Genomic DNA, 21,105 nt, shown 5'->3' with positions numbered 1-21,105 from the left:
TCAGATCTTCCAGCCCGAATGGATCGCCACGACGCCGGCCGTCAGGGCGCGGTGGGTCACGCGCCGGAAGCCGGCTTCCTCGATCATCCGAGCGAAGGCAGCGGGCGTCGGGAAGCGGCGGATCGACTCGACGAGGTATTGGTAGGATTCCGCGTCCCCCGTCACCATCTGACCGAGCCGCGGGATGACGTTGAACGAATAGGCGTCGTAGACCCGGTCCAGTCCCGGCACGTCGACCTTGGAGAATTCCAGGCACAGGAAGCGCCCGCCCGGTTTGAGCACCCGGTGCGCCTCGCGGAGCGCGGCATCGATGCGCGGCACGTTCCGGATGCCGAACGCGATGGTGTAGGCGTCATAGGTCTTCGACTCGAGCGGCAGCTCCTCCGCATTGGCTTCCACGAAGTCGATGCGGCCGTCGTAGCGGTGGCCCGCCCGCTCCCGCCCCACTTTGAGCATCTCGCCGTTGATGTCGAGCACGGTCACGTGAGTCTGCGGCCCGCCCGCGTCGAGGATGCGGAAGGCGACGTCGCCGGTGCCGCCGGCCACGTCCAGGTGCCGGAACGGCCGGTCCCGCGGCGGCCGCAGGGTGGTGACGAGGGCTTCCTTCCAGAGCCGGTGGAGACCCGCCGACATGAGGTCGTTCATGAGATCGTAGCGGCCCGCGACCGAGTGGAAGACCTCGTTGACCCGCCCCTGCTTCTCGGAGAGCGGCACGGATTGGAACCCGAAATGGGTCTTCTCGTCGGTCATGGGCTCAGAAACCTCTCACGTGCATGTTGCCGCGATCCATAGCGGATGCGGGCCCGGAAGGCTATGTAAGGAGGCTCCGGAACCGAAGAGATGGTTGATGCCTGAACTGCCCGAAGTCGAAACCGTTCGCCGCGGCCTGGAGCCCGCCATGGTGGGAGCCCGCTTCACCAAGGTGGCGCAGCGCCGGCCGGACCTGCGCTTTCCCTTCCCGGACCGCTTCGCCGAGCGGCTCGAAGGCCAGGAGGTGACCTCCCTCGGGCGCCGGGCCAAGTACCTGCTGGCGGACCTGTCCTCCGGCGAGGTCCTGGTCATGCATCTGGGCATGTCGGGCCGCTTCCTCGTTACGAAGGGTGGCGAGACCGTGATGCCCGGCGAGTTCCACCACGAGCATGGGGGATTGGGCGCCCACGACCACGTCGTCTTCGGCCTCTCGAACGGCGCCACCGTCACCTACAACGACGCCCGCCGCTTCGGATTCATGGACCTGGTGCCGCGCTCCGGGATCGAGACCTCCCGGCACTTCAAGGACATGGGGATCGAGCCCCTCGGCAACGAACTCTCGGGCGACGTGATCGCGAGGCTGTTTTCCGGCAAGCGCACGCCCCTGAAGGCGGCCCTTCTCGACCAGCGCCTGATCGCGGGCTTAGGGAACATCTATGTGTGCGAGGCCCTGTTCCGCACCGGGCTCCACCCGGAGGCGCCGGCCGGATCGCTCGCCGACAAGGCGGGAAAACCCACCGAGAAGGCGCACCGTCTCGCCGGGATCATCCGCGAGGTGCTGGCCGAGGCGGTCGAGGCAGGCGGCTCGACCCTGCGCGACCACGCCCAGGTCGACGGATCGCTCGGCTACTTCCAGCATTCCTTCCGGGTCTACGACCGGGAGGGCGAGCCCTGCGTGACCCCCGGCTGCACCGGCACCGTGTCCCGCCTCGTCCAGTCGGGACGCTCCACCTTCTACTGCCCCTCATGCCAGAAATGACAGCTGCGCCTTAAAGGCGTAGAGTCCCGATCGTCGATGGCAGGTTGCGGCTCTCGCGATCGGGGTCCTGCGGGGGGCCGGGGCGCACCGCTCGACGCTCATCCGCATCCGCCTGAACACCGTTCGGGAGGACAGGCCCATGGCGAGACTCCACGCTCTACACAGTTCCCATGCGGCGCTGGACGAGCCCTTCGTGCGCCGGATCGGCCCGGCCGATCTCTGGGACGCGCTGGTCGACGGGGTCGACGACTTCAAGGCGATGCCGACCCATGCGTTCTTCATCGCCCTGATCTATCCGGTCCTGGGCTTGGTGCTTGCGGGTGTCATCCTCGGCTACGACGTGATGCCGCTCCTGTTCCCGATCATGTCGGGCTTCGCCCTGATCGGGCCCTTCGCGGCGATCGGGCTTTACGAGCTCAGCCGGCTCCGGGAGGACGGGGAGGCGTTCAGCTGGGCCCACATGACCGGCATGCTGCGCTCGCCCGTCATCGGGTCCATCGTGGCGCTGGGGCTTTTGCTCCTCATCATCTTCATCGTCTGGCTCACGACCGCGGGGCTTCTCTACCGCACCGCCTTCGGGGCCGCCGAGCCGGCCTCCGCGTCGGATTTCCTCACCCAGGTCTTCGGCACCCGCCGGGGCTGGACGATGATCGTGGCGGGCAACCTCCTCGGCCTCGTCTTCAGCGCGGTGGCGCTCGCGGTCAGCGTCGTGTCATTTCCGCTCCTCCTCGACCGGAACGTGAGCGCCGCGACGGCGGTGCGCACCTCGATCCGGGCGGTCGCGGTCAATCCCGGCCCCATGGCCTTGTGGGGCGTCATCGTCGCCGGAGCTCTCGTCGTCGGGTTCCTGCCGCTCTTCCTCGGGCTCGCGGTGGTGCTGCCGATCCTCGGGCACGCCACCTGGCACCTCTACCGCCGCGTGGTCTCTCCTTAAGGCTGCAATCGGCGCATCGGACCCTGCGCTTTTTCCCTCTTGCCGAGCCCCGCCGCCTCGCCTACCGGTGGGCCTCCCTGAAGGAGGCGGCGCATGGCCTATGAAACGATTCTCGTCGAGACCCGCGGCAAGGTGGGGCTCATCACCCTCAACCGGCCCAAGGCCCTGAACGCGCTCAATTCCGCCCTCCTCGACGAGGTCAACCAGGCCCTCGACGCCTTCGAGGCGGACAACGGCGTCGGCTGCATCGTCGTCACCGGCTCGGAGAAGGCCTTCGCGGCCGGCGCCGACATCAAGGAGATGGCGAGCCTCACCTATCCGCAGATCTATCTCGACAACCAGTTCGGCGGCTGGGACCGGGTGGCCAACCGGCGCAAGCCGATGATCGCCGCGGTGGCGGGCTTCGCGCTCGGCGGCGGCTGCGAGTTCGCCATGATGTGCGACTTCATCATCGCGGCCGACACGGCGAAGTTCGGCCAGCCCGAGATCAAGCTCGGCGTGATGCCCGGCATGGGCGGCACCCAGCGCCTGACCCGGCTCATCGGCAAGGCCAAGGCCATGGAGATGTGCCTCACGGGCCGCATGATGGACGCGGCCGAGGCGGAGCGCTCCGGCCTCGTGGCCCGCGTCGTGCCGGCGGCCGACCTCCTGAACGAGGCGCTCAAGACCGCCGAGACCATCGCGTCCATGTCGCTGCCCATCGTCATGATGACGAAGGAGACCATCAACCGCGCCGACGAGATGTTCCTCGCCGAGGGCATCCGCTTCGAGCGGCGCGTCTTCCACGCCATGTTCGCCACCGCCGACCAGAAGGAAGGCATGGCGGCCTTCGTCGAGAAGCGCGCGCCCGAGTTCAAAGACCGCTAGACCGTGGGCGACATCGGTCTCGACATGATCGCGGTCCTGACCGCGGTCTCCTTTCTGGCCGGCTTCGTCGATTCCATCGCCGGAGGCGGCGGGCTGCTGACGGTGCCGGCGCTCCTGCTCGCCGGGCTCGACCCGGCGCAGGCCATCGCCACCAACAAGGTCCAGGGCTCGGTCGCTGCGGCCTCCGCCACCTACACGTTCGGCCGCAAGGGCCTGATCGAATGGCGCTCGGCCGGACGCTTCGCGCTCGTCGCCTTCGCGAGCGGCGTCGCCGGCGCGCTGTGCGTGCGCTTCCTGCCCCGCTCCGTGCTCGACGTGCTGATCCCGGTCCTGCTGATCGTGATCGCGGTCTATTTCGCGCTCTCGCCCCGCATCAAGGACGCGGACGCCCATGCGCGGCTCCCGCCGCTGGCCTTCGGGCTCACGGCCCCGGTGGCGATCGGGTTCTATGACGGCATCTTCGGGCCCGGGGCCGGCTCCTTCTATATGCTCGCCTTCGTGACCCTCCTGGGCTACGGGGTGGTGCGGGCGACTGCCCATACCAAGCTGCTCAATTTCGCCAGCAATCTCGGCAGCCTCTTCCTCTACACGGCGACGGGCGCAGTGGTCTGGCCCGTAGGAATCGCCATGGCGGGCGCCTCGCTGCTCGGGGCCCAGATCGGCTCGCGGCTCGCCATGCGGCTGGGCAGCCGGCTCATCCGTCCGCTGCTGGTGGTGGTGTCGGGCCTGATGGCCCTCAGGCTGCTCCTCGACCCGGCCAATCCGTGGCGCCAGGGCCTCAAAGCGCTTTTTTGACGCGCAAAGGCACTGCGCCGTTGACGTTGGGCGGCGCCGCGGCTATAAGCCGGCCACACATGAGCCCGCGCGTTCCGCGGGCTCTTCGGTTTCCATGCAATCAACCGATCGCCGCGGAGCTTTCTCAAGCCAGGCTCGTCGCATCGGACTTTAGAGAACGAGGTTAGGCCATGGCCAACACCGTGTCGGCCAAGAAGATGACCCGCAAGATCGCGAAGCGCACCGCGATCAACCGCTCGCGCCGCAGCCGCATGCGCACCTTCATCCGCAAGGTCGAGGAGGCGATCGCCTCCGGGAACCAGGCCGAGGCCGCTGCCGCGCTCCGCGCCGCCGAGCCCGAGATGATGCGTGCCGCCCAGAAGGGCATCCTGCACGGCAACACCGCCTCCCGGAAGGTGTCGCGCCTCGCTCACCGCATCAAGGCTCTGAGTGCCTAAGGGCGACAGCCTTCGCGGCCTTGCCAAGAACGATCAGACCCGGCCCGAAAGGCCGGGTTTTTTCATGCCTGCTTCCGGCATGGCGGACAGAAGCGGCGGATCCGGTTTTCGCCGGCGCGGATCTCCGGCTTCTCAAGCAATGCGCCGCCCGGGAAGCGGCCCATCGATCCCGAAAGGAGACGCCACTTTCGGGATCAATTCCCTCGCGAACGAACACCCGGATTTATCCACATAAGCCCTTGACTCGCCGATCCGAAAACGGGGTGAAGCACGCCCGGGGCGGGATCAAAACCGCACACAAAAAACCAAGCTTAGCCAACATCTTAGCAGGCAAAGCTTCGCGAAGCATTCCGTTCCGCCTCCGACTCGACCCGAATCGATCCTGAATCAACGTTGCGCCGAAACTCTTTTTGCACCGCTGCGCACAAGCTGTGACCGAACAGTGAATCAGTTGAAGAGTCAGGACTTTATGGCTTCCGGTGAAAAGCTGTGGACGGCCCTGTGGAGCCTTCTGGACCTCCCCGAGTCCCGATCCGCCCCGTCGCCCGTGTTGCACCCCCCCCACCCCCTGTGTAAGGTCAATCCACTTCGACGGCTCGCCGCGAAGTCATCCACTCAAGTGCCGATGTATAGAGCTCACACACGAGGACAGGGCGTTGTTACACGCGTCTGAAACACAAAAGAATGTCTGTCTCTCGCCCAGGGTTCACTTGGAAAGACTTGAGAGGGCACTAAGAAGATAGCTCAGTTCAGCTATCTCATCTTCTGTAAAAATCATAAATCTTTAGTACGATTGGGGGCGCCACGTTTTGGCTTCCTGTGGGACAGTTGTGTCTCCGGTGTTCAAAACGGGCAGTGGCGTTGGGGTCCTGACCTTTTGGGGCGGACCTCCTGGAGGGGATAATTGATGCAACGCAGTGAGGACCACCGCACTTTTTCGGCTCCGGACGAAAGAGGTGTCGAACCTTCGGCTGAACAGACGGCATCGGACGTATGGGCGCGGGTCAAGCGCCGGCTGCGGGCGGAGCTGGGCGAGGACATCTTCGCCAGCTGGTTCGGCCGCCTCGAACTCGACGCGGTCGTGGAGGGCTGCGCCTATCTGACGGTCCCCACGCGCTTCCTGAAGAGCTGGATCGAATCCCACTATTCCGACCGCGTCCTCGCGGTCTACCGCTCCGAGGCCTCCGACGTGGAGCGCATCGCGATCGGCGTGCGCAACACCCTGGGCCGCGATGCGCCGGTGCGCCGCGCCGGCGAGCCCGCCCGTCCCGCGCCGGCGACGTCCGCCGCCACCATTGCGGGAACGCCCTCCGAAGCGGATGCCAAGGCTTTCGCGGCGCCTGCGCCGGAGCCCCGCGGCGAGGCCTCCGATCTCGGCGGCGCTCCGCTCGATCCGCGCCTGACCTTCGACAGCTTCATCATCGGGCGCTCCAACGCCCTCGCCCACGCGGCCGCCGACCGGGTCGCCCAGTCGCAGAACGGCCAGGTGATCTACAACCCGCTCTATCTCCATGCGGGGGTGGGGCTGGGCAAGACGCACCTCCTGCACGCCATCGGCCATGCGGTTCGCTCGCAGGGCCGGCGCGTGATCTACCTCACGGCCGACCGCTTCATGTACGGCTTCGTGGCGTCCCTGAAGGCCCAGACGTCGCTTGCCTTCAAGGAGCGCCTTCGCGGCATCGACCTTCTGATCATCGACGACGTGCAGTTCATCCAGGGCAAGCAGATCCAGCAGGAATTCGGCCACACCCTGAACTCCCTGATCGATGCCGGCCGGCAGATCGTCGTGGCGGCGGATCGTCCGCCGGCGGATCTCGAGAGCCTCGACGAGCGGGTTCGCTCGCGCCTCGCGGGCGGCCTCGTGGTCGAGGTCGGGTCCCTGGACGAGGCCCTGCGCGCCTCGATCCTCACCACCCGTATCGAGTCCCTGAAGACCGTCCATCCCACCTTCGAGGTGGGACCGAGCGTGATCCAGTACGTGGCCCGGTCCATCACTGCGAACGGGCGCGACCTGGAGGGCGCCGTCAACCGGCTCCTGGCGCACGCGACCCTGACGGGTTCGGCCATCACGCTCGAGACGGCGGAGGCCGCGATCCGCGACCTGGTGCGCAATCGCGAGCCGAAGCGGGTGAAGATCGAGGACATCCAGAAGCTGGTGGCCTCGCGCTACAACGTCTCCCGGTCGGACATCCTGTCGGAGCGCCGCACGGCCGCCGTAGTGCGCCCGCGCCAGATCGCCATGTACCTGTCGAAGGTGCTGACCCTGAGGTCGCTTCCGGAGATCGGCCGGCGCTTCGGCGGCCGCGACCACACCACCGTGCTCCATGCGGTGCGCAAGATCGAGAAGGCGTTGGGCGAGGACCATGCCCTCTCGGACGAGGTCGAGCTCCTGAAGCGCATGCTTCAGGAGTAAGCCGCCCTCGCAGGCCTTTGATGGCGGATGTTCGGGGAAGGCAGGGGCCCGGCCTTGCTTTCTCCTGCAACACCCGCCACTCTTGCTGCCCCGCTTTTCCGCCGGCCATCCGCCGCGGTCGAGCCAAGAATTCCAACGAAAACGGGTGTTGGGACTATGAGAGTTACAGTTGAGCGCGCCGCCCTTCTGAAGGCGCTCGGGCATGTGCATCGCGTCGTCGAGCGGCGCAACACGATCCCGATCCTGTCGAACGTCCTCCTGCGCGCGGAGGACGGCATGCTGCGCCTGAAGGCGACCGACCTCGACATCGAGGTGACCGAGACGATCCCGGCCGAGATCACGGATGCCGGCTCGACCACCGTTCCGGCCTACATGATCTACGACATCGTCCGCAAGCTGCCGGACGGGTCGCAGGTCTCCCTCGAGATGACCGGCGACACGGGCCAGATGCAGATCCGCTCCGGCCGCTCGCGCTTCATGCTCCAGGCCCTGCCCGAGAGCGACTTCCCGGACCTCGCGGCCGGCGACCTGCCGCACCGCTTCACTCTCGCGGCCACCGACCTCAAGCGCCTCATCGAGAAGACGCAGTTCGCGATCTCCACCGAGGAGACCCGCTACTATCTCAACGGCATTTTCCTGCACACGATCGATGTCGGCGGCGCCACCATGCTGCGCGCGGTCGCGACCGACGGGCACCGCCTCGCGCGGGTCGAGATGCCGGCGCCCGCAGGCTCCGACGGCATGCCGGGCGTGATCGTGCCGCGCAAGGCCGTGGCCGAGATCGTCAAGCTGGTCGAGGACGGATCGGAAAACATCACGATCGAGCTCTCCTCCGCCAAGGTGCGCCTCACCTTCGACGGCGTGGTGCTCACCTCCAAGCTGATCGACGGCACCTTCCCGGACTACCAGCGCGTCATCCCGACCGGGAACGACAAGCTGCTCACCGTCGAGCGCGCCGACTTCGCCAAGGCGGTGGACCGCGTCTCCACCATCTCGTCGGAGCGCGGCCGCGCCGTGAAGCTCGCCCTCAACGACGGCCGCCTGACGCTCACCGTCAACAACCCGGATTCGGGCAGCGCCACGGAAGAGATTGAGGTCGATTACGACTCGGCACCGATCGATATCGGCTTCAACGCCCGCTACCTCCTCGACATCACGGCCCAGCTCGACGGCGACACCGCCCTGTTCAAGCTCGCCGACCCGGGCTCGCCCACCGTCGTGCAGGACCGCGAGGGCGCGTCGGCGCTCTACGTGCTGATGCCGATGCGGGTGTAATCCCGACTTCCATTCCGGGCTGCGCTTGCGCGGTCCCGGAATGTCGGAGGGCGACACCAATCCGCTTGATCTTTCGGCCCGCCTCCCGGAAAGAAGGGGCCGAGATTTCATATGTCCTCCGCTCCCCTCGGCCAGTCCCGAATCACCCGCCTGATCCTCCAGGATTTCCGCACCTATGCGGGACTGGACCTCGCCGTCTCGCGGCCGCTCGTGGCCCTCGTGGGCGAGAACGGGGCCGGCAAGACCAACGTGCTCGAAGCCATCTCCCTGTTCATGCCCGGCCGGGGCCTTCGGCGGGCGGAGCTCGCCGACATGGCGCGCCAGGGCGGGTCCGGGTCCTTCGCGGTCTCGGTCGCCCTCGATGCTCCCTACGGCGAGCACCGGCTGGGGACGGGACTCGAACTCCAGGGAGAGGCTGCCCGCGCGGCCCGCATCTGCCGGATCGACGGCATGCCGGCCTCCTCCCCGTCCGCCTTCGCGGAGTTCCTGCGCATCGTCTGGCTCACGCCCGATCTCGACGCCCTCTTCCGGGGACCGGCCGGCGACCGCCGCCGCTTCCTCGACCGGCTCGTGCTCGCGGTCGATGCCGAGCACGGCACCCGCGTCAACGCCCTCGAGCGGGCTTTGCGCTCCCGCAACCGGGTGCTGGAGGAAAACCCCGACGATCGCCTCTGGCTCGACGCCCTGGAGCGGGAGGTGGCGGAACTCGCCATCGCGGTAGCGGCGGCCCGCCAGGAGACCGTGGGACGCCTTGCGGCCATGATCCAGGAGACCCGGGAGGAATCCTCCCCCTTCCCGTTCGCCACGATCGGCCTGGAGGGCGAGATCGACGCCCTCGTGGCCACCCTGCCGGCGGTCGACGCCGAGGACCGCTACCGGGCGATCCTGCGCGACCAGCGCCCTCGCGACCGGGCCGCCGGGCGCACCCTCGTGGGGCCGCAGGCCACGGACCTCCTCGTGCGCCACGGGCCGAAGGACATTCCGGCCGGCATGGCCTCCACGGGCGAGCAGAAGGCCCTTCTCATCGGCCTGGTCCTGGCCCATGCCAGGCTCGTGGGCAACATGAGCGGCATCGCGCCCTTCGTGCTCCTCGACGAGGTGGCGGCTCATCTCGACCCCCGCCGCCGCGCCGGCCTGTTCGAGGCCCTGGAGGCGCTGGGCGGGCAGGTCTGGATGACGGGCGCGGATCCCGGCCTCTTCGCGGAGCTTGAAGGCCGGGCCGACGTGCTGCAGGTCTCCCCCGGCCGCATCGACCCGATGGAAGCCGCATGAGTTCCTTGCGTCCCTTCCTGGCCTTGAGCGTCCTCGGCCTCCTGGGGGTCCTGGCCCTGGTCCCGACCCTCGACGCCGCCATCGAGCAGATCCGCTATCTGCCCGATGCTCCGCCGGTGTCGGACGCGGCGCTCACCGCAATCCTGCTCATTCAGCCCGCGATCCTTCTCCTGGCCGCCGTCGCCATCGGGGTCGCGCTCGCGGAGCGGGCGGGCCTCGTGTCCATCCTGCTCCGGCGCTGCCGCGGAAAGGCGGCGCCCGAAGCCGCGGGCGGGTGGCTCTCCGGCCTCCTCCTGGCCATCGGCGCGGGCACGATCGCTGCGGCGGCGGATCTCATCCTGCGCACCCTCTCGCCCGGCTCCTTCGCCAGCATCCCGCGCCTCGACGACGTGTCCCTCGCGGGTCGGGCCACGGCCCTGCTCTACGGCGGCATCACCGAGGAGCTGATGATCCGCTTCGGGCTCATGACCCTCCTAGTCTGGCTCGGGATGCGCGCCCTGCGCGGCCGCCGCCCCCTCTGGCTCGTCTGGACCGCCATCGCCCTGGCGGCCCTCGCCTTCGCGGCCGGGCACCTGCCGGCACTCCTGAGCCTGGGACAGCCCGACACGCTCCTGGTCCTGCGGACCCTTGCCTTGAACGCGGGGCTCGGGCTCGTCTACGGCTGGCTCTACGCCTCGCGCAGCCTGGAGCACGCCATGCTGGCGCACATGGCCACCCATGCGGTATTCTGGACCGCGACACCGCTCCTTTCCGCTCTCGGTCTTTAGACATCATGGACATCACCGGCCTTCTGGTCTTCGCCACCGCCCTCTTCATCGCGGCCGCCTCCCCGGGGCCGGGCATCGCCGCCATCGTGGCGCGGGTGCTGGGGCGCGGCACGCAGGGAGCGGCCGCCTTCGGGGCGGGCCTCGCCATCGGGGACGTGATCTGGCTCACCTTCGCGATTGCGGGCCTCGCGGCCCTCGCCCAGGCCTTCCACGGGGTGTTCCTGGTGGTGAAATGGGTCGGTGCCGCCTACCTGCTCTACATCGCCTACAAGCTCTGGACGGCCCCGGCCGCGCCCCAGGAGGTGGTAGCCGACCGAAAGGCCGAACATCCCGCCAAGGTCTTCCTGGGAGGCCTGGCCGTGACCATGGGCAATCCCAAGGTCATGGTGTTCTACCTGGCGCTCCTGCCCACCATCGTGGACCTGACCCGGATCACCCTGCTGGGCTATGCGGAACTCGTCGGCGCGACCCTGACGGTGCTGGCGGTGGTCTTCGCCGCCTATATTGGGCTGGCGGCCCGGGCAAGGCGGCTCTTCACCAGCCCGAAGGCCATCCGGATCCTCAACCGGACCACCGGCACGGTCATGGCCGGGGCTGCCGCAGCGATAGCCTCCCGCTGAGCCAAAAAACTGCCGTTTTCGGGCGTTTTTTCCCCGCTTTCCCACGCGCGCGTATGCGCGTGGGGGTGAAATTTCAATCCCGAGTCACTAAATAACTGATCTGACGAATCAAACACCCCGGCGCGCATCCTCCCTTGTCCTGCCGCGCCTTCAAGGATCCCAGATGGCCGAACCCGCAATCAACGTGAATGCCGACGCCTACGGCGCGGAATCGATCAAGGTCCTCAAGGGCCTCGATGCGGTGCGCAAGCGGCCCGGCATGTACATCGGCGATACCGATGACGGCTCGGGCCTGCACCACATGGTCTACGAGGTGGTGGACAACGCCATCGACGAGGCGCTCGCCGGCCACGCCACCGAGGTCACCGTCACGCTCAACGCGGACGGCTCGGTGACGGTCACCGACAACGGCCGCGGCATCCCGACCGACATCCACCAGGGCGAAGGCGTCTCGGCCGCCGAGGTCATCATGACCCAGCTGCACGCGGGCGGTAAGTTCGACCAGAACTCCTACAAGGTCTCGGGCGGCCTGCACGGCGTGGGCGTGTCCGTGGTGAACGCCCTGTCCACCTCGCTCAAGCTGCGTATCTACCGCAACGGCAAGGAACACTTCATGGAGTTCCGCCATGGCGATGCCGTGGCGCCGCTCGCGATCGTCGGCGATGCGCCCGGCAAGCGCGGCACCGAGGTGACCTTCACGCCGTCGCCTGAAACCTTCACCATGGTGGAGTTCGACTACCCCACCCTAGAGCACCGCCTGCGCGAACTCGCCTTCCTGAACTCGGGCGTGCGCATCGTCCTCACCGACAAGCGCCATGCGGAGCACAAGCGCGAGGAGCTGATGTACGAGGGCGGCGTCGAGGCCTTCGTGCGCTATCTCGACCGCGCCAAGACCCCGCTGATCCAGCAGCCGGTCATGATCCGCTCCGAGCGGGACGGCATCGGCGTCGAGGTCGCCCTGTGGTGGAACGACTCCTACCACGAGAATGTGCTCTGCTTCACCAACAACATCCCGCAGCGGGATGGCGGCACGCATCTCGCGGGCTTTCGTGCAGCCTTGACCCGTCAGGTGAACGGCTACGCGGAATCCTCCGGCCTCACCAAGAAGGAGAAGGTCTCGCTCACCGGCGACGATTGCCGCGAGGGCCTGACCGCCGTCGTGTCCGTGAAGGTGCCCGATCCCAAGTTCTCGTCGCAGACGAAGGACAAGCTCGTCTCGTCCGAGGTGCGCCCCGCCGTCGAGAACGTGGTCAACGAGGCCCTCAACAACTGGCTCGAGGAGCATCCGCAGGAGGCCCGAACGCTGGTCGGCAAGGTCGTGGAAGCGGCCGCCGCCCGCGAGGCCGCCCGCAAGGCCCGCGAGCTCACCCGCCGCAAGGGCGCGCTCGACATCGCGTCGCTTCCCGGCAAGCTCGCCGACTGCCAGGAGCGCGATCCGTCGAAATGCGAATTGCTGCTCGTCGAGGGCGACTCGGCCGGCGGCTCGGCCAAGCAGGGCCGCGACCGCTCCTTCCAGGCCGTGCTGCCGCTGCGCGGAAAGATCCTCAACGTGGAGCGGGCGCGCTTCGACAAGATGCTCTCGAGCCAGGAGATCGGCACGCTGATCACCGCGCTCGGCACGGGCATCGGCCGCGAGGAGTTCAACCTCGACAAGCTGCGCTACCACCGCATCATCATCATGACGGACGCGGACGTGGACGGCTCGCACATCCGCACCCTGCTGCTGACCTTCTTCTTCCGGCAGATGCCGGAGCTGATCGAGCGCGGGCACCTCTACATCGCGCAGCCGCCGCTCTACAAGGCGACCCGCGGCAAATCCTCGATCTACCTGAAGGACGAGCGCGCGCTGGAGGACTTCCTCATCGATGCCGGCATCGAGAACGCATCCCTGCGCCTCGAGACCGGCCTGGAGTTCCACGGCGACCAGCTGAAGGGCCTGATCGACGAGGCGCGCCTCGTCCGCCAGGTCCTGTCGAGCCTGCACACCCGCTACGACCGCTCGGTCGTGGAGCAGGCGGCGATCGCCGGCGCCCTGCGCCCGGACGTGGTCGAGGATCCTGAGCGCGGCCCGGCCGCTGCGGCCTACATCGCCCAGCGGCTCGACGCGATCTCGGACGAACTTGAGCGCGGCTGGACCGGCGAGGTGCGCGAGGGCGGCTACGCCTTCTCCCGCACGGTGCGCGGCGTGACGCAGACCGCAATCCTGGACCAGGCCCTCATCGCCAGCCAGGAGGCCAAGAAGCTCGACGAGCGCGCCGCGACGCTGCAGGACGTCTACGCCAAGCCCGCCGTGCTGGCGCGCAAGAACGACGAGACGCCGATCGACGGCCCGGTCACCCTGTTCTCGGCCGTGCTGGCGAGCGGCCGCAAGGGCCTCCAGCTCCAGCGCTACAAAGGCCTCGGCGAGATGACCGCCCAGCAGCTCTGGGAGACCACCCTCGACCGCGACGTGCGCTCGCTGCTGCAGGTGAAGGTGAAGGACACCACCGACGCCGACGACCTCTTCGTGAAGCTCATGGGCGACGTGGTGGAGCCGCGCCGCGAGTTCATCCAGGAGAACGCCCTGAGCGTGGCGAACCTGGACGTATAAGGCCGATCAGAAAAACGGGACGTGACGCGTCACCCCATCGGAGGCGCCGGAGGCAGATGACTCCGGCGCCTTTTTCGTGGGCGGCGATTCACCGTCCTGATCCGCTTCGCAATGCCTGCCCTATGGGGCGTCGGTGGCCTGGACATACCCCCAGCTGTCCTTCTCCGCGTCGCCGGTGCTGGGCCCGACCTGCATCACGTGCATCGGAGCCCGCATGGTCGTGGAGCCGGTTCGATCCACCTCGACTCCGGTGCAGGCGAACCCGAACGTGTCCTTCTCGGCATCGTTGCTGACGGCGCCGAACGGAATGGCAAGATCAGAGGAGCGGCAGTCGGCGAGGGTGGGGCCCTGGCTGATCACCATCATGGCTGCGGCAGCGATCGTGTGGGTAAACAGGCGCATGGCGTTTCTCCATGAAGCGCATTGGCGGCGGACAGCTGCTGACAGCGGTCATCACTGGGAGGTTCTCGATGGCCGTCAGGCCCAGGCAGTCCCTTGCCGCATCCGCCGCTTGGGGGCTCCTTTTCGAACCCCATCAATGCTGGACGAGGACGATGATTGCAGCCGGGCGGCGAACGATCTTCCACCAGATGGTGGAGATCGCCCCTGCGGAGGGCCCACATGGACCGGCATGTGCGGTTCCGCACCTGAACCGACCCGCACGACCATTGGTCAAGCAATGGAGCCGGACGAAGCCTGCTCCGATTTCTAGCGCCAGAACAGCACGGCGGTGCCGACGACCGTCACGAACGCACCGCACCAAGCCTGCCAGGCGAGCCTCGTCCCCGTGCGGAGCCAGAGCATCGGCAGGATGGCGACCGGCGCCATCGAGGAGAGCGTCGACGCGACCGCCACGCTGGTGCCGGTCAGGGCCACCATGAGCATCGACATGCCGGCCACGTATCCGATGAAGACGCCGAGCGAGACACGGGCCAGGACCCGCCGCTCCGGAATCGCGATGCCGTTCTTCCATGTTCCCGGGAAGGCGAAATGGTACGCCCACAGGACGACCACGGCCACGAGCGCACGCGCCGCCATCACGGCGAACGGATCGGGATTGTCGAGCATCACCGGCCGCATCGACAGGATGCCGACGGCCTGGCCGAAGGCGGCGAGCACGGCCAGCAGGACGCCCGCGGCCGACAGGCGGACCTCCGCATGGACGGAGCTGTTGCGCGCCGCATCCTGATCGGCCGGGGGCCTACGGCCGAAGCCGACCGCGAACGCGATCCCGCCTGCGACCAGGGCGCAGCCGATCAGCTGGCTCGGTCTCAGGGTCTCGCCGAGGACCAGAAATCCCAGCGCCGCCGCGAAAGGTGCGCTCAGCGAGAAGATCAGGCCGGTCCGGCGCGCGCCGATCAGCGCGATGCCGGCGTTCAAGGCCGGGTCGGCAATCACGATGGCCACGAGGCTCGAGAGCACGATCAGCGGCACGTGGTCCGCCGAGAGGCTGCCCCAGTTGCCGACCACCGTGGCGAGGACGGCCAGCATCAGGAAGCCGATGAGCATGCGCCAGCGCGACAGCGCCATAGGACCGCCCACGGACTTCACGACCTCGGCGGAGATCAAGGTTGCGAGCGCGATGCAGAAGGATGTGCCGAGAGCGAAGAAAGCCAAGGGAAATGTCTCGCGGGGCCGGTTGTCAGCGGAGCGGGTCGGCGGTCGCGAGGAACCGGTCGATCACGTCGACCAGCAGAGCCTCCTGCTCGCGGTGCGGAACGTGCCCGATCCCGGAAAGGATGTGCGCGGTTCCCCGTCCGGCGGCGATGCGTTCGGGATGCGCGCGCGATCCGTACTCGTCCCGCTCCCCGTGAATGGCGAGCACCGGGCAGCGGACCGCCGCCAGGGCCCCATCCAGGGTCCAGTCCGCGAAGTCCGGACGGAGCCAGGTCCCGATCCAGGCATCCAACGCCCACCGGGCCTTGTCGCCGTGGTATTTCTCCACCCGCGCCAGATTGGCGGGATCCTGGAAGTCGCGCTGCGCGACGCGGATTCCTTCGAGGGTCCTGTCCTCCACGAAGGCCTGGGCCGCAATCGTCACAAGCGCCCGGCACCGGGTCGGGAAGCGGGCCGCTGTCTCGACCGCCATGCCGCCGCCGACGCTATGACCGCAGGCGACGAAGTCCTGCACGGCAAGGTCCTCGCACAGGCGCGGAACGACATGCTGCGCCTCCCTGGCGACGAAATCGAAGCCCGGTCGCCCCGGATGGGGATCGGAGCGGCCGAAGCCGAGGCGGTCGTAGGCGACGACGCGCCGGCCCGTGGCTTGCGCCAGATGCCTGGGAAAGCTGCGCCACAACTCCACGCAGCCGAGGGAATCGTGAAACAGCAGGATCGGCGCGAGACGCGCTGTCTCAGCAGCCTGCGGCGTCCAGGTCTTGGCGAAGAGGCGGCCCTCCTCGATCCGGATCCGGCGTTCCTGTTCCTGGACGGCGATGGGTGGCGTATCGGGCATGGAGATCATGTGCGTGGCTCGGTCCGGAGGGACCTATCACGCGGCGACGCTTCGCAGAAGCGGCGGATTTGCCCAGGCTGGTCGCCGCGAGCGCTATGGCGTGTCGAGCGACCCGTCGAGGCCAGGAGCGGGGGCAGCCGCGGGGCACCCCCGGTCGAACGGCAGGTCGGCGAGTTCCTCGAGCGTCATCCGCTGCAGGGCCGGATGAGAGAGCGGGTCCCTCGCGCGCTCCCGGCAGGCCGCGTCGTCCCCGTCGGTCTGCCAGGAATCCTTCAGCCGCCGGAGCCATGTGAACAGGTTCGTCATGGTTGCAGGCTCTCTCGATCTCCTCCCGGAATAAATGGCGTTTTTCTGCCGCAGACTGTAGGAAAGCTATATGCGCAACCTCAACCGCTTCCACCTGAACGGCCTGCGCGCCCTCGAGGCGGCCGGGCGCCTGGGAAGCCTGCGGGCCGCGGCCGAGGAGCTCGGCGTCACGATCGGGGCGGTGAGCCAGCAGGTGCTCAAGGCCGAGGAGCAGTTCGGGCACCCCCTCTTCGAGCGCCACCCGAAGGGATTGCGGCCGACGCCGTTCGGCCAGGAGGTCCTGGGCTATCTCGGGGCGGGCTTCGCGGAGATCTCCGCCGGGCTCGCGTTGGCCGAAAGGCGGCGGGAAGGCGTGCTGACCGTGTCGGTCGCTCCGGTCTTCGCCAGCAAGTGGCTCGTGTGGCGCCTGCAGCACTTCCGGGAGCGGCACCCCGACATCCGCATCCGCATCGACGCGGACGTCTCGCTGGTGGACCCGAACGCCTCGGACGTGGACGTGTGCATCCGGGTCGGGCGGGGCAATTGGCCGAACGTCAGGGCCGAAAGGCTGCTCGACCAGCTCGTCTTCCCGGTATGCAGCCCGGCGATGGCCGAGCGGTTGCGGCACCCTCGCGACCTTGCCCGGGTGCCGATCATCCGCGAGCCGACGCCGATGTTTGGCTGGGACGCATGGCTCGGCCCGAACGGACTGGGCGAGGCGATCCTCGGCGACGGGCCGGTCTTCTCCGATGCTTCCCTGTGCCTGGACGCGGCGATCGCCGGCCAGGGGGTCTTCCTCGGCTGGGAGACACTCGCCTGCGACGCGATCGCCTTGGGGCGTCTCGCGGCGCCGTTTCCGGACCGCTACGCCACCGGGATCGCCTACTGGTTCGTGACCTCCCGCTCCGCACCCGCAACGCGCACCGTCGCGGCCTTCCGGGACTGGCTGAAGGCGGAACTCTCCGTCGGCCGGTGAGAAGCGGCGTTCGGCGGAACGGCCACGGACATCCTCAGACGATCGACGACAGGGCGCCGGGGCCGTGGGACAGGACGGTCGCGAGCAGGCTCAGGCCCTGCTCCAGCTCGGCCCGGCTCCGGGCCGCCCCCAGGGACACGCGGATCGCATCGGGAGCTGTGCCGACCGCGAAGGCCTCGCTCGGCACCAGGGCGAGGCCGGACCGCCGGGCATGGACGGTCACGTCGGCCTGACGCCAGCGCTCCGGCAGGGCGAGCCAGAGGTGATGCCCCTCCGGATGGGCCTGGAACGGGAGCCCTCCGAGGATCCGCTGCGCGATCGTCTGTCGGGCCGCGCTCTCCCGCCGGATCGCCGCCGTGACGATGTCCAGGGTGCCGTCGTGGATCCACAGGGAGGCGAGCGCCGCCATGAGCGGCGGCATCATCAGGGCCATGGCGCGGATCTCGGCCACGAGCCGCAGGGTGTCGGCCATGGCGGGCGCGACCACATAGGCCGTGCGCAGGGCCGGCGTTGCGCATTTCGACAGGGTGGCAATGTGCCAGGCGATGTCGGGAGCGAGCGCGGCGAGCGGCACCGGCGCCTGCCGGGGCAGGACGCCGTAGGCGTCGTCCTCGATGATCGGAACCCCGTGCCGGCGGGCCACCTCGGCGACGGCCTCGCGCCGCGGGCGCGACATGGTCGCGGTGGTGGGGTTGTGGATGGTCGGCACGCAGTAGATCGCCTTCGGCTTCTCGCGGGCGCAGGTCTCCGCCAGGGCATCGGGATCGAAGCCCTCGTGGTCCATCGGTGACGGGACGAGGCGGATGTCGAGCCGCTCTGCGATCGCCCGCAGGCCCGGATAGGTGACGGTCGGAACGCAGACGACGTCGCCCGGCCGGGCCAGCACCCGCATGATGGCGTAAAGCGCCGTCTGGGCACCGCCGGTGACGACCGTCCGCTCGACCGGAACCGGCCCGAGGCGCCCTTCGAGCCAGAGGCAGGCGGCGGCCCGGTCGGGCCGGGCGCCCGCGCTCTCCTGGTAGGAGAGATGCAGCATGCCGTGGGGCGAGGCGAGCACCCGCGCGATTCCGTCCTGGATCCGCTCCCGCAGATCGGCCTCCTCCGGCTGGGGCGGCATGTTCATGCTGAGATCGATGACGGGTGACCCGGCCGAGGCCGTGGGATCCTTCGCCGTGGCGCGCACGAAACTGCCCCGGCCCGTCGTGGCGTCGATCAGGCCGAGACGGCGCGCCTCGTTGAAGGCGCGCGTCACCGTGGTGAGATCGACCCCGAGCGCCCGCGCCAGCAGCCGCTGCGGCGGCAGACGGGCTCCGGCCTCGAGGCGGCCCGACCGGATGTCGGCCCGCAACGCCTCGGCGATGGCGAGGTATTTCGGCCCACCTGCGTCTTCGATCTGCGGCAACCAGGACAGCACGTATTCTTTGACCCTTCGGCCCGAAGATTGTATGGATATTGTCCGTCACGACTACCATATATTGTATGGATCTTCAAGCCATACAAATGACCGATGCCAGCTCTCGCGGCATCCCAGGACCGACGATGACCAAAGCTTCCGTGCTCAAGTACGGCCTCAAGTGCCGCTGCCCCGAATGCGGCAAGGGCCGCCTCTTCAACGGGTTCCTGACCCTGGCTCCGCGCTGCGAGGTCTGCGGCCTCGACTATTCCTTCGCGGATCCGGCGGACGGCCCGGCCTTCTTCATCATGATCATCATGGGTATCCCGGCCGCCGGGTTCGGCGTCTGGGTGGAGATCATGTGGGAGCCGTCCGTCTGGGTTCACCTGCTCACATCGGGACCGTTCATGCTGCTGACCTGCATCCCGCCGATCCGCTTCGCCAAGGGCATGCTGGTCGCGAGCCAGTACGTGAACAAGGCCGAAGAGGTCCGCTTCGATACTTCCGCCCAAGCGAAGGACGCCCCGGTCACGGCCATGCGGTGAGGCCGGGGCTACCCGACGCCGGTCGGCCCTTCGAGCACGAAGCGGACCTTGCGGGCGAGGTCGAGCCGGCCATAAGGCTTGGCGATGACCTCGAACTCGCGTCCGCCCGCATCCGTCCGCTCGAGGGAGGCCTCCGCATAGCCGGTGGTGAGAAGCACCTTGAGCCGGGGCTGCCGGCGACGAGCCTCGCGGGCGAGGACGACGCCGTTCATCCCGCCGGGCATGATCAGGTCGGAGAAGAGCATGTCGACCGGCTCGCCGCGGTCGAGGATCGACAGGGCCTCGCGTCCCGAATGGGCCTGCAGCACCTTGTAGCCGAAATCCTCCAGGATCGACGCCGCGAGCTCGGCCACATCGTCCCTGTCGTCGACCACCAGGATGGTCTCCGTGCCCTTCCGAACGTTGGGCTGGCGCGCGACCTGCGGCTCCCGCCCGGCCGCCTCGTCGACGGCGGGAAAATAAAGCCGCACGGTGGTGCCGTGGCCGTCCTCGGAGTAGATCCGCACCGCGCCGCCGGACTGCTTGGCGAAGCCGTAGACCATCGAGAGGCCGAGCCCCGTGCCCTTGCCCTCGTCCTTGGTGGTGAAGAACGGGTCCATCACCCGCGTGAGCATCTCGGCCGGGATGCCGCTGCCCGAATCGGTCACCTCCACGCAGACGTAATTGCCCGGCACGAGATTCTCGTAGGCCGACAGTTCCTCCTCGCCGACCGTCACGTTGCGGGTGCCGATCGCGACCGCCTTGGTGGAAGCCGCCTGCACCGCATCGCGCGCGTTGGACACGATGTTGAGGATCGCCAGTTCCGCCTGGTTCACGTCGACGCGGCAGTTCCAGAGATCCGCCGCGAAGGACCATGCGATCTCCGTGTCGCCGCCGACGGCGCGCTCCGCCAGCGCGGCGATGTTCTGCAGCAGTTCGTTCATGTTGACGACGCGTCCATCGAGCTTCTGCTTGCGCGCGAAGGCGAGAAGCTGCTGCGTCAGGGTCGTGGCGCGGTCGACGGCGGAGCGGATGTTGCGGGCGCCGCGCTCCAGGCGGTGGCGGTCGAGATCGGGCTTGGCGAGGCCGTTCTCCATGAGGTCGAGATACCCGACCATGATCTGAAGCAGGTTGTTGAAGTCGTGCGCGATGCCGCCGGTGAGCTGGCCCAGCGCCTCCATCTTGTGCGCTTGGCGCAGGGCGTCCTCCGCGTCGCGCCGCCGGCTCACGTCGAGCTGCGAGGCGAAGAAGTAAACCAGCTGCCCTTCCTTGTTGTACACGGGCGAGATGAAGAGCGCGTTCCAGAAGGTCGAGCCGTCCTTTTTGTAGTTGAGGATTTCGGTGGCGATCTCGCGCTCGGCCGCGATGGCGCTGCGGACCTCGTCGACGGCGCCCCGATCCGTGTCGGGCCCCTGGAGGAAGCGGCAGTTCAAGCCGAGGATCTCGTCCGCGCGATAGCCGGTCATGCGCAGGAACGCGTTGTTGGCGAAGACGATCGGATTGTCGGGCTGGTGCGGATCGGTCACGATCATCGGCATCCGAGTCGTCTCGACGGCCGCGAAGAAGATGTCGTTGTTGTGCGGCTGCAGTCCGGAGGCGTTCGCATCCCGGTCGATCCGAGGAGCGGGCGGCAGGGGAGCGTTGAAATCCTCGGTCAAACGTCAATCCATGGGGTGTGCCGGGCGCCGGCGGCGTCGGGGCGAAACATGAACGCCGCCACTCGCCCCTGATGAAGGAGTGCGAAAGCCGGCGTTGTGTCGCCTTGTAGACAGA

Annotated in this window: 20 protein-coding genes; 13 read left to right on the top strand and 7 right to left on the bottom strand. The window is 68.2% G+C overall.

Annotation, left to right across the window (positions count from 1 at the left end):
• Complete coding sequence (ubiE, locus tag DES45_RS03520; RefSeq protein WP_114768562.1) at nt 1-750, bottom strand: bifunctional demethylmenaquinone methyltransferase/2-methoxy-6-polyprenyl-1,4-benzoquinol methylase UbiE; 750 nt, start codon at nt 748-750, stop codon at nt 1-3.
• 97 nt (nt 751-847) lie between these two features.
• Between ubiE and mutM the strand changes: the two genes are divergently transcribed.
• The 11 genes from mutM to gyrB all read left to right on the top strand — a co-directional run bounded on the left by mutM (nt 848) and on the right by gyrB (nt 13,699).
• The gene (mutM, locus tag DES45_RS03515; RefSeq protein WP_114768561.1) at nt 848-1,729 is read left to right on the top strand and encodes a bifunctional DNA-formamidopyrimidine glycosylase/DNA-(apurinic or apyrimidinic site) lyase; all 882 of its coding nucleotides are present in this window, start codon (nt 848-850) and stop codon (nt 1,727-1,729) included.
• A gap of 139 nt (nt 1,730-1,868) precedes the next feature.
• Nucleotides 1,869-2,663 (top strand): DUF2189 domain-containing protein, encoded by a 795-nt coding sequence (locus DES45_RS03510; protein WP_114768560.1) that lies wholly within the window; start codon nt 1,869-1,871, stop codon nt 2,661-2,663.
• A gap of 93 nt (nt 2,664-2,756) precedes the next feature.
• Nucleotides 2,757-3,530, top strand: a complete 774-nt coding sequence (locus DES45_RS03505; protein ID WP_114768559.1) for an enoyl-CoA hydratase — start codon at nt 2,757-2,759, stop codon at nt 3,528-3,530.
• A gap of 3 nt (nt 3,531-3,533) precedes the next feature.
• A complete protein-coding gene (locus DES45_RS03500; RefSeq protein ID WP_114768558.1) occupies nt 3,534-4,325 on the top strand; it encodes a TSUP family transporter in 792 nt (263 codons plus the stop codon).
• A gap of 170 nt (nt 4,326-4,495) precedes the next feature.
• Nucleotides 4,496-4,762 (top strand): 30S ribosomal protein S20, encoded by a 267-nt coding sequence (gene rpsT, locus DES45_RS03495; protein ID WP_114768557.1) that lies wholly within the window; start codon nt 4,496-4,498, stop codon nt 4,760-4,762.
• Nucleotides 4,763-5,669: 907 nt separating this feature from the next.
• Complete coding sequence (gene dnaA, locus DES45_RS03490) at nt 5,670-7,175, top strand: chromosomal replication initiator protein DnaA (RefSeq protein WP_114768556.1); 1,506 nt, start codon at nt 5,670-5,672, stop codon at nt 7,173-7,175.
• Between the two features lie 156 nt (nt 7,176-7,331).
• Nucleotides 7,332-8,450, top strand: a complete 1,119-nt coding sequence (gene dnaN, locus DES45_RS03485) for a DNA polymerase III subunit beta (RefSeq protein WP_114768555.1) — start codon at nt 7,332-7,334, stop codon at nt 8,448-8,450.
• Between the two features lie 111 nt (nt 8,451-8,561).
• Nucleotides 8,562-9,722 (top strand): DNA replication/repair protein RecF, encoded by a 1,161-nt coding sequence (recF, locus tag DES45_RS03480; RefSeq protein ID WP_114768554.1) that lies wholly within the window; start codon nt 8,562-8,564, stop codon nt 9,720-9,722.
• Nucleotides 9,719-10,489: a CPBP family glutamic-type intramembrane protease gene (locus DES45_RS03475; RefSeq protein ID WP_114768553.1), complete on the top strand. Its 771-nt coding sequence runs from the start codon at nt 9,719-9,721 to the stop codon at nt 10,487-10,489. The genes recF and DES45_RS03475 overlap by 4 nt, the downstream gene beginning before the upstream one ends.
• Before the next feature lie 5 nt (nt 10,490-10,494).
• Nucleotides 10,495-11,109, top strand: coding sequence for a LysE family translocator (locus DES45_RS03470; protein WP_114768552.1), 615 nt, complete (start codon nt 10,495-10,497; stop codon nt 11,107-11,109).
• A gap of 163 nt (nt 11,110-11,272) precedes the next feature.
• Entirely contained in the window at nt 11,273-13,699 is a 2,427-nt protein-coding gene (gene gyrB / locus DES45_RS03465; protein ID WP_114768551.1) for a DNA topoisomerase (ATP-hydrolyzing) subunit B, read from the top strand.
• Between the two features lie 120 nt (nt 13,700-13,819).
• Here gyrB and DES45_RS03460 read toward each other — a convergent pair whose 3' ends face one another.
• The 4 genes from DES45_RS03460 to DES45_RS03445 form a co-directional block, all read right to left on the bottom strand.
• Complete coding sequence (locus tag DES45_RS03460) at nt 13,820-14,101, bottom strand: hypothetical protein (protein WP_114768550.1); 282 nt, start codon at nt 14,099-14,101, stop codon at nt 13,820-13,822.
• Between the two features lie 306 nt (nt 14,102-14,407).
• Entirely contained in the window at nt 14,408-15,316 is a 909-nt protein-coding gene (locus tag DES45_RS03455) for a DMT family transporter (RefSeq protein WP_114768549.1), read from the bottom strand.
• A gap of 25 nt (nt 15,317-15,341) precedes the next feature.
• Nucleotides 15,342-16,163 carry an alpha/beta fold hydrolase gene (locus DES45_RS03450; RefSeq protein WP_114768548.1) on the bottom strand — a complete coding sequence of 274 codons (822 nt, stop codon included), beginning with the start codon at nt 16,161-16,163 and terminating at the stop codon, nt 15,342-15,344.
• Nucleotides 16,164-16,247: 84 nt separating this feature from the next.
• Nucleotides 16,248-16,460 carry a hypothetical protein gene (locus DES45_RS03445; RefSeq protein ID WP_210210175.1) on the bottom strand — a complete coding sequence of 71 codons (213 nt, stop codon included), beginning with the start codon at nt 16,458-16,460 and terminating at the stop codon, nt 16,248-16,250.
• 70 nt (nt 16,461-16,530) lie between these two features.
• Here DES45_RS03445 and DES45_RS03440 point away from each other — a divergent pair, with 70 nt between their 5' ends.
• Nucleotides 16,531-17,415, top strand: a complete 885-nt coding sequence (locus tag DES45_RS03440) for a LysR substrate-binding domain-containing protein (protein ID WP_114768547.1) — start codon at nt 16,531-16,533, stop codon at nt 17,413-17,415.
• A 34-nt stretch (nt 17,416-17,449) separates the two neighbouring features.
• On the opposite strand, the gene DES45_RS03435 is transcribed toward DES45_RS03440, so the two are convergent.
• Nucleotides 17,450-18,829, bottom strand: a complete 1,380-nt coding sequence (locus DES45_RS03435) for an aminotransferase-like domain-containing protein (protein WP_114768546.1) — start codon at nt 18,827-18,829, stop codon at nt 17,450-17,452.
• 125 nt (nt 18,830-18,954) lie between these two features.
• Between DES45_RS03435 and DES45_RS03430 the strand changes: the two genes are divergently transcribed.
• Entirely contained in the window at nt 18,955-19,353 is a 399-nt protein-coding gene (locus DES45_RS03430; RefSeq protein ID WP_114768545.1) for a DUF983 domain-containing protein, read from the top strand.
• An 8-nt stretch (nt 19,354-19,361) separates the two neighbouring features.
• Here the strand turns inward: DES45_RS03430 and DES45_RS03425 are convergent, their stop codons facing one another.
• Nucleotides 19,362-20,990, bottom strand: a complete 1,629-nt coding sequence (locus DES45_RS03425) for a histidine kinase famiy protein (protein WP_114768544.1) — start codon at nt 20,988-20,990, stop codon at nt 19,362-19,364.
• Between the last annotated feature and the right edge of the window lie 115 nt (nt 20,991-21,105).

Origin of the sequence: Microvirga subterranea (assembly GCF_003350535.1) — a bacterium.
In the GTDB taxonomy this organism is placed as follows: domain Bacteria; phylum Pseudomonadota; class Alphaproteobacteria; order Rhizobiales; family Beijerinckiaceae; genus Microvirga; species Microvirga subterranea.
Note: the sequence above shows the minus strand (reverse complement) of the source record. Positions and strands in the feature narration are given on the sequence as shown.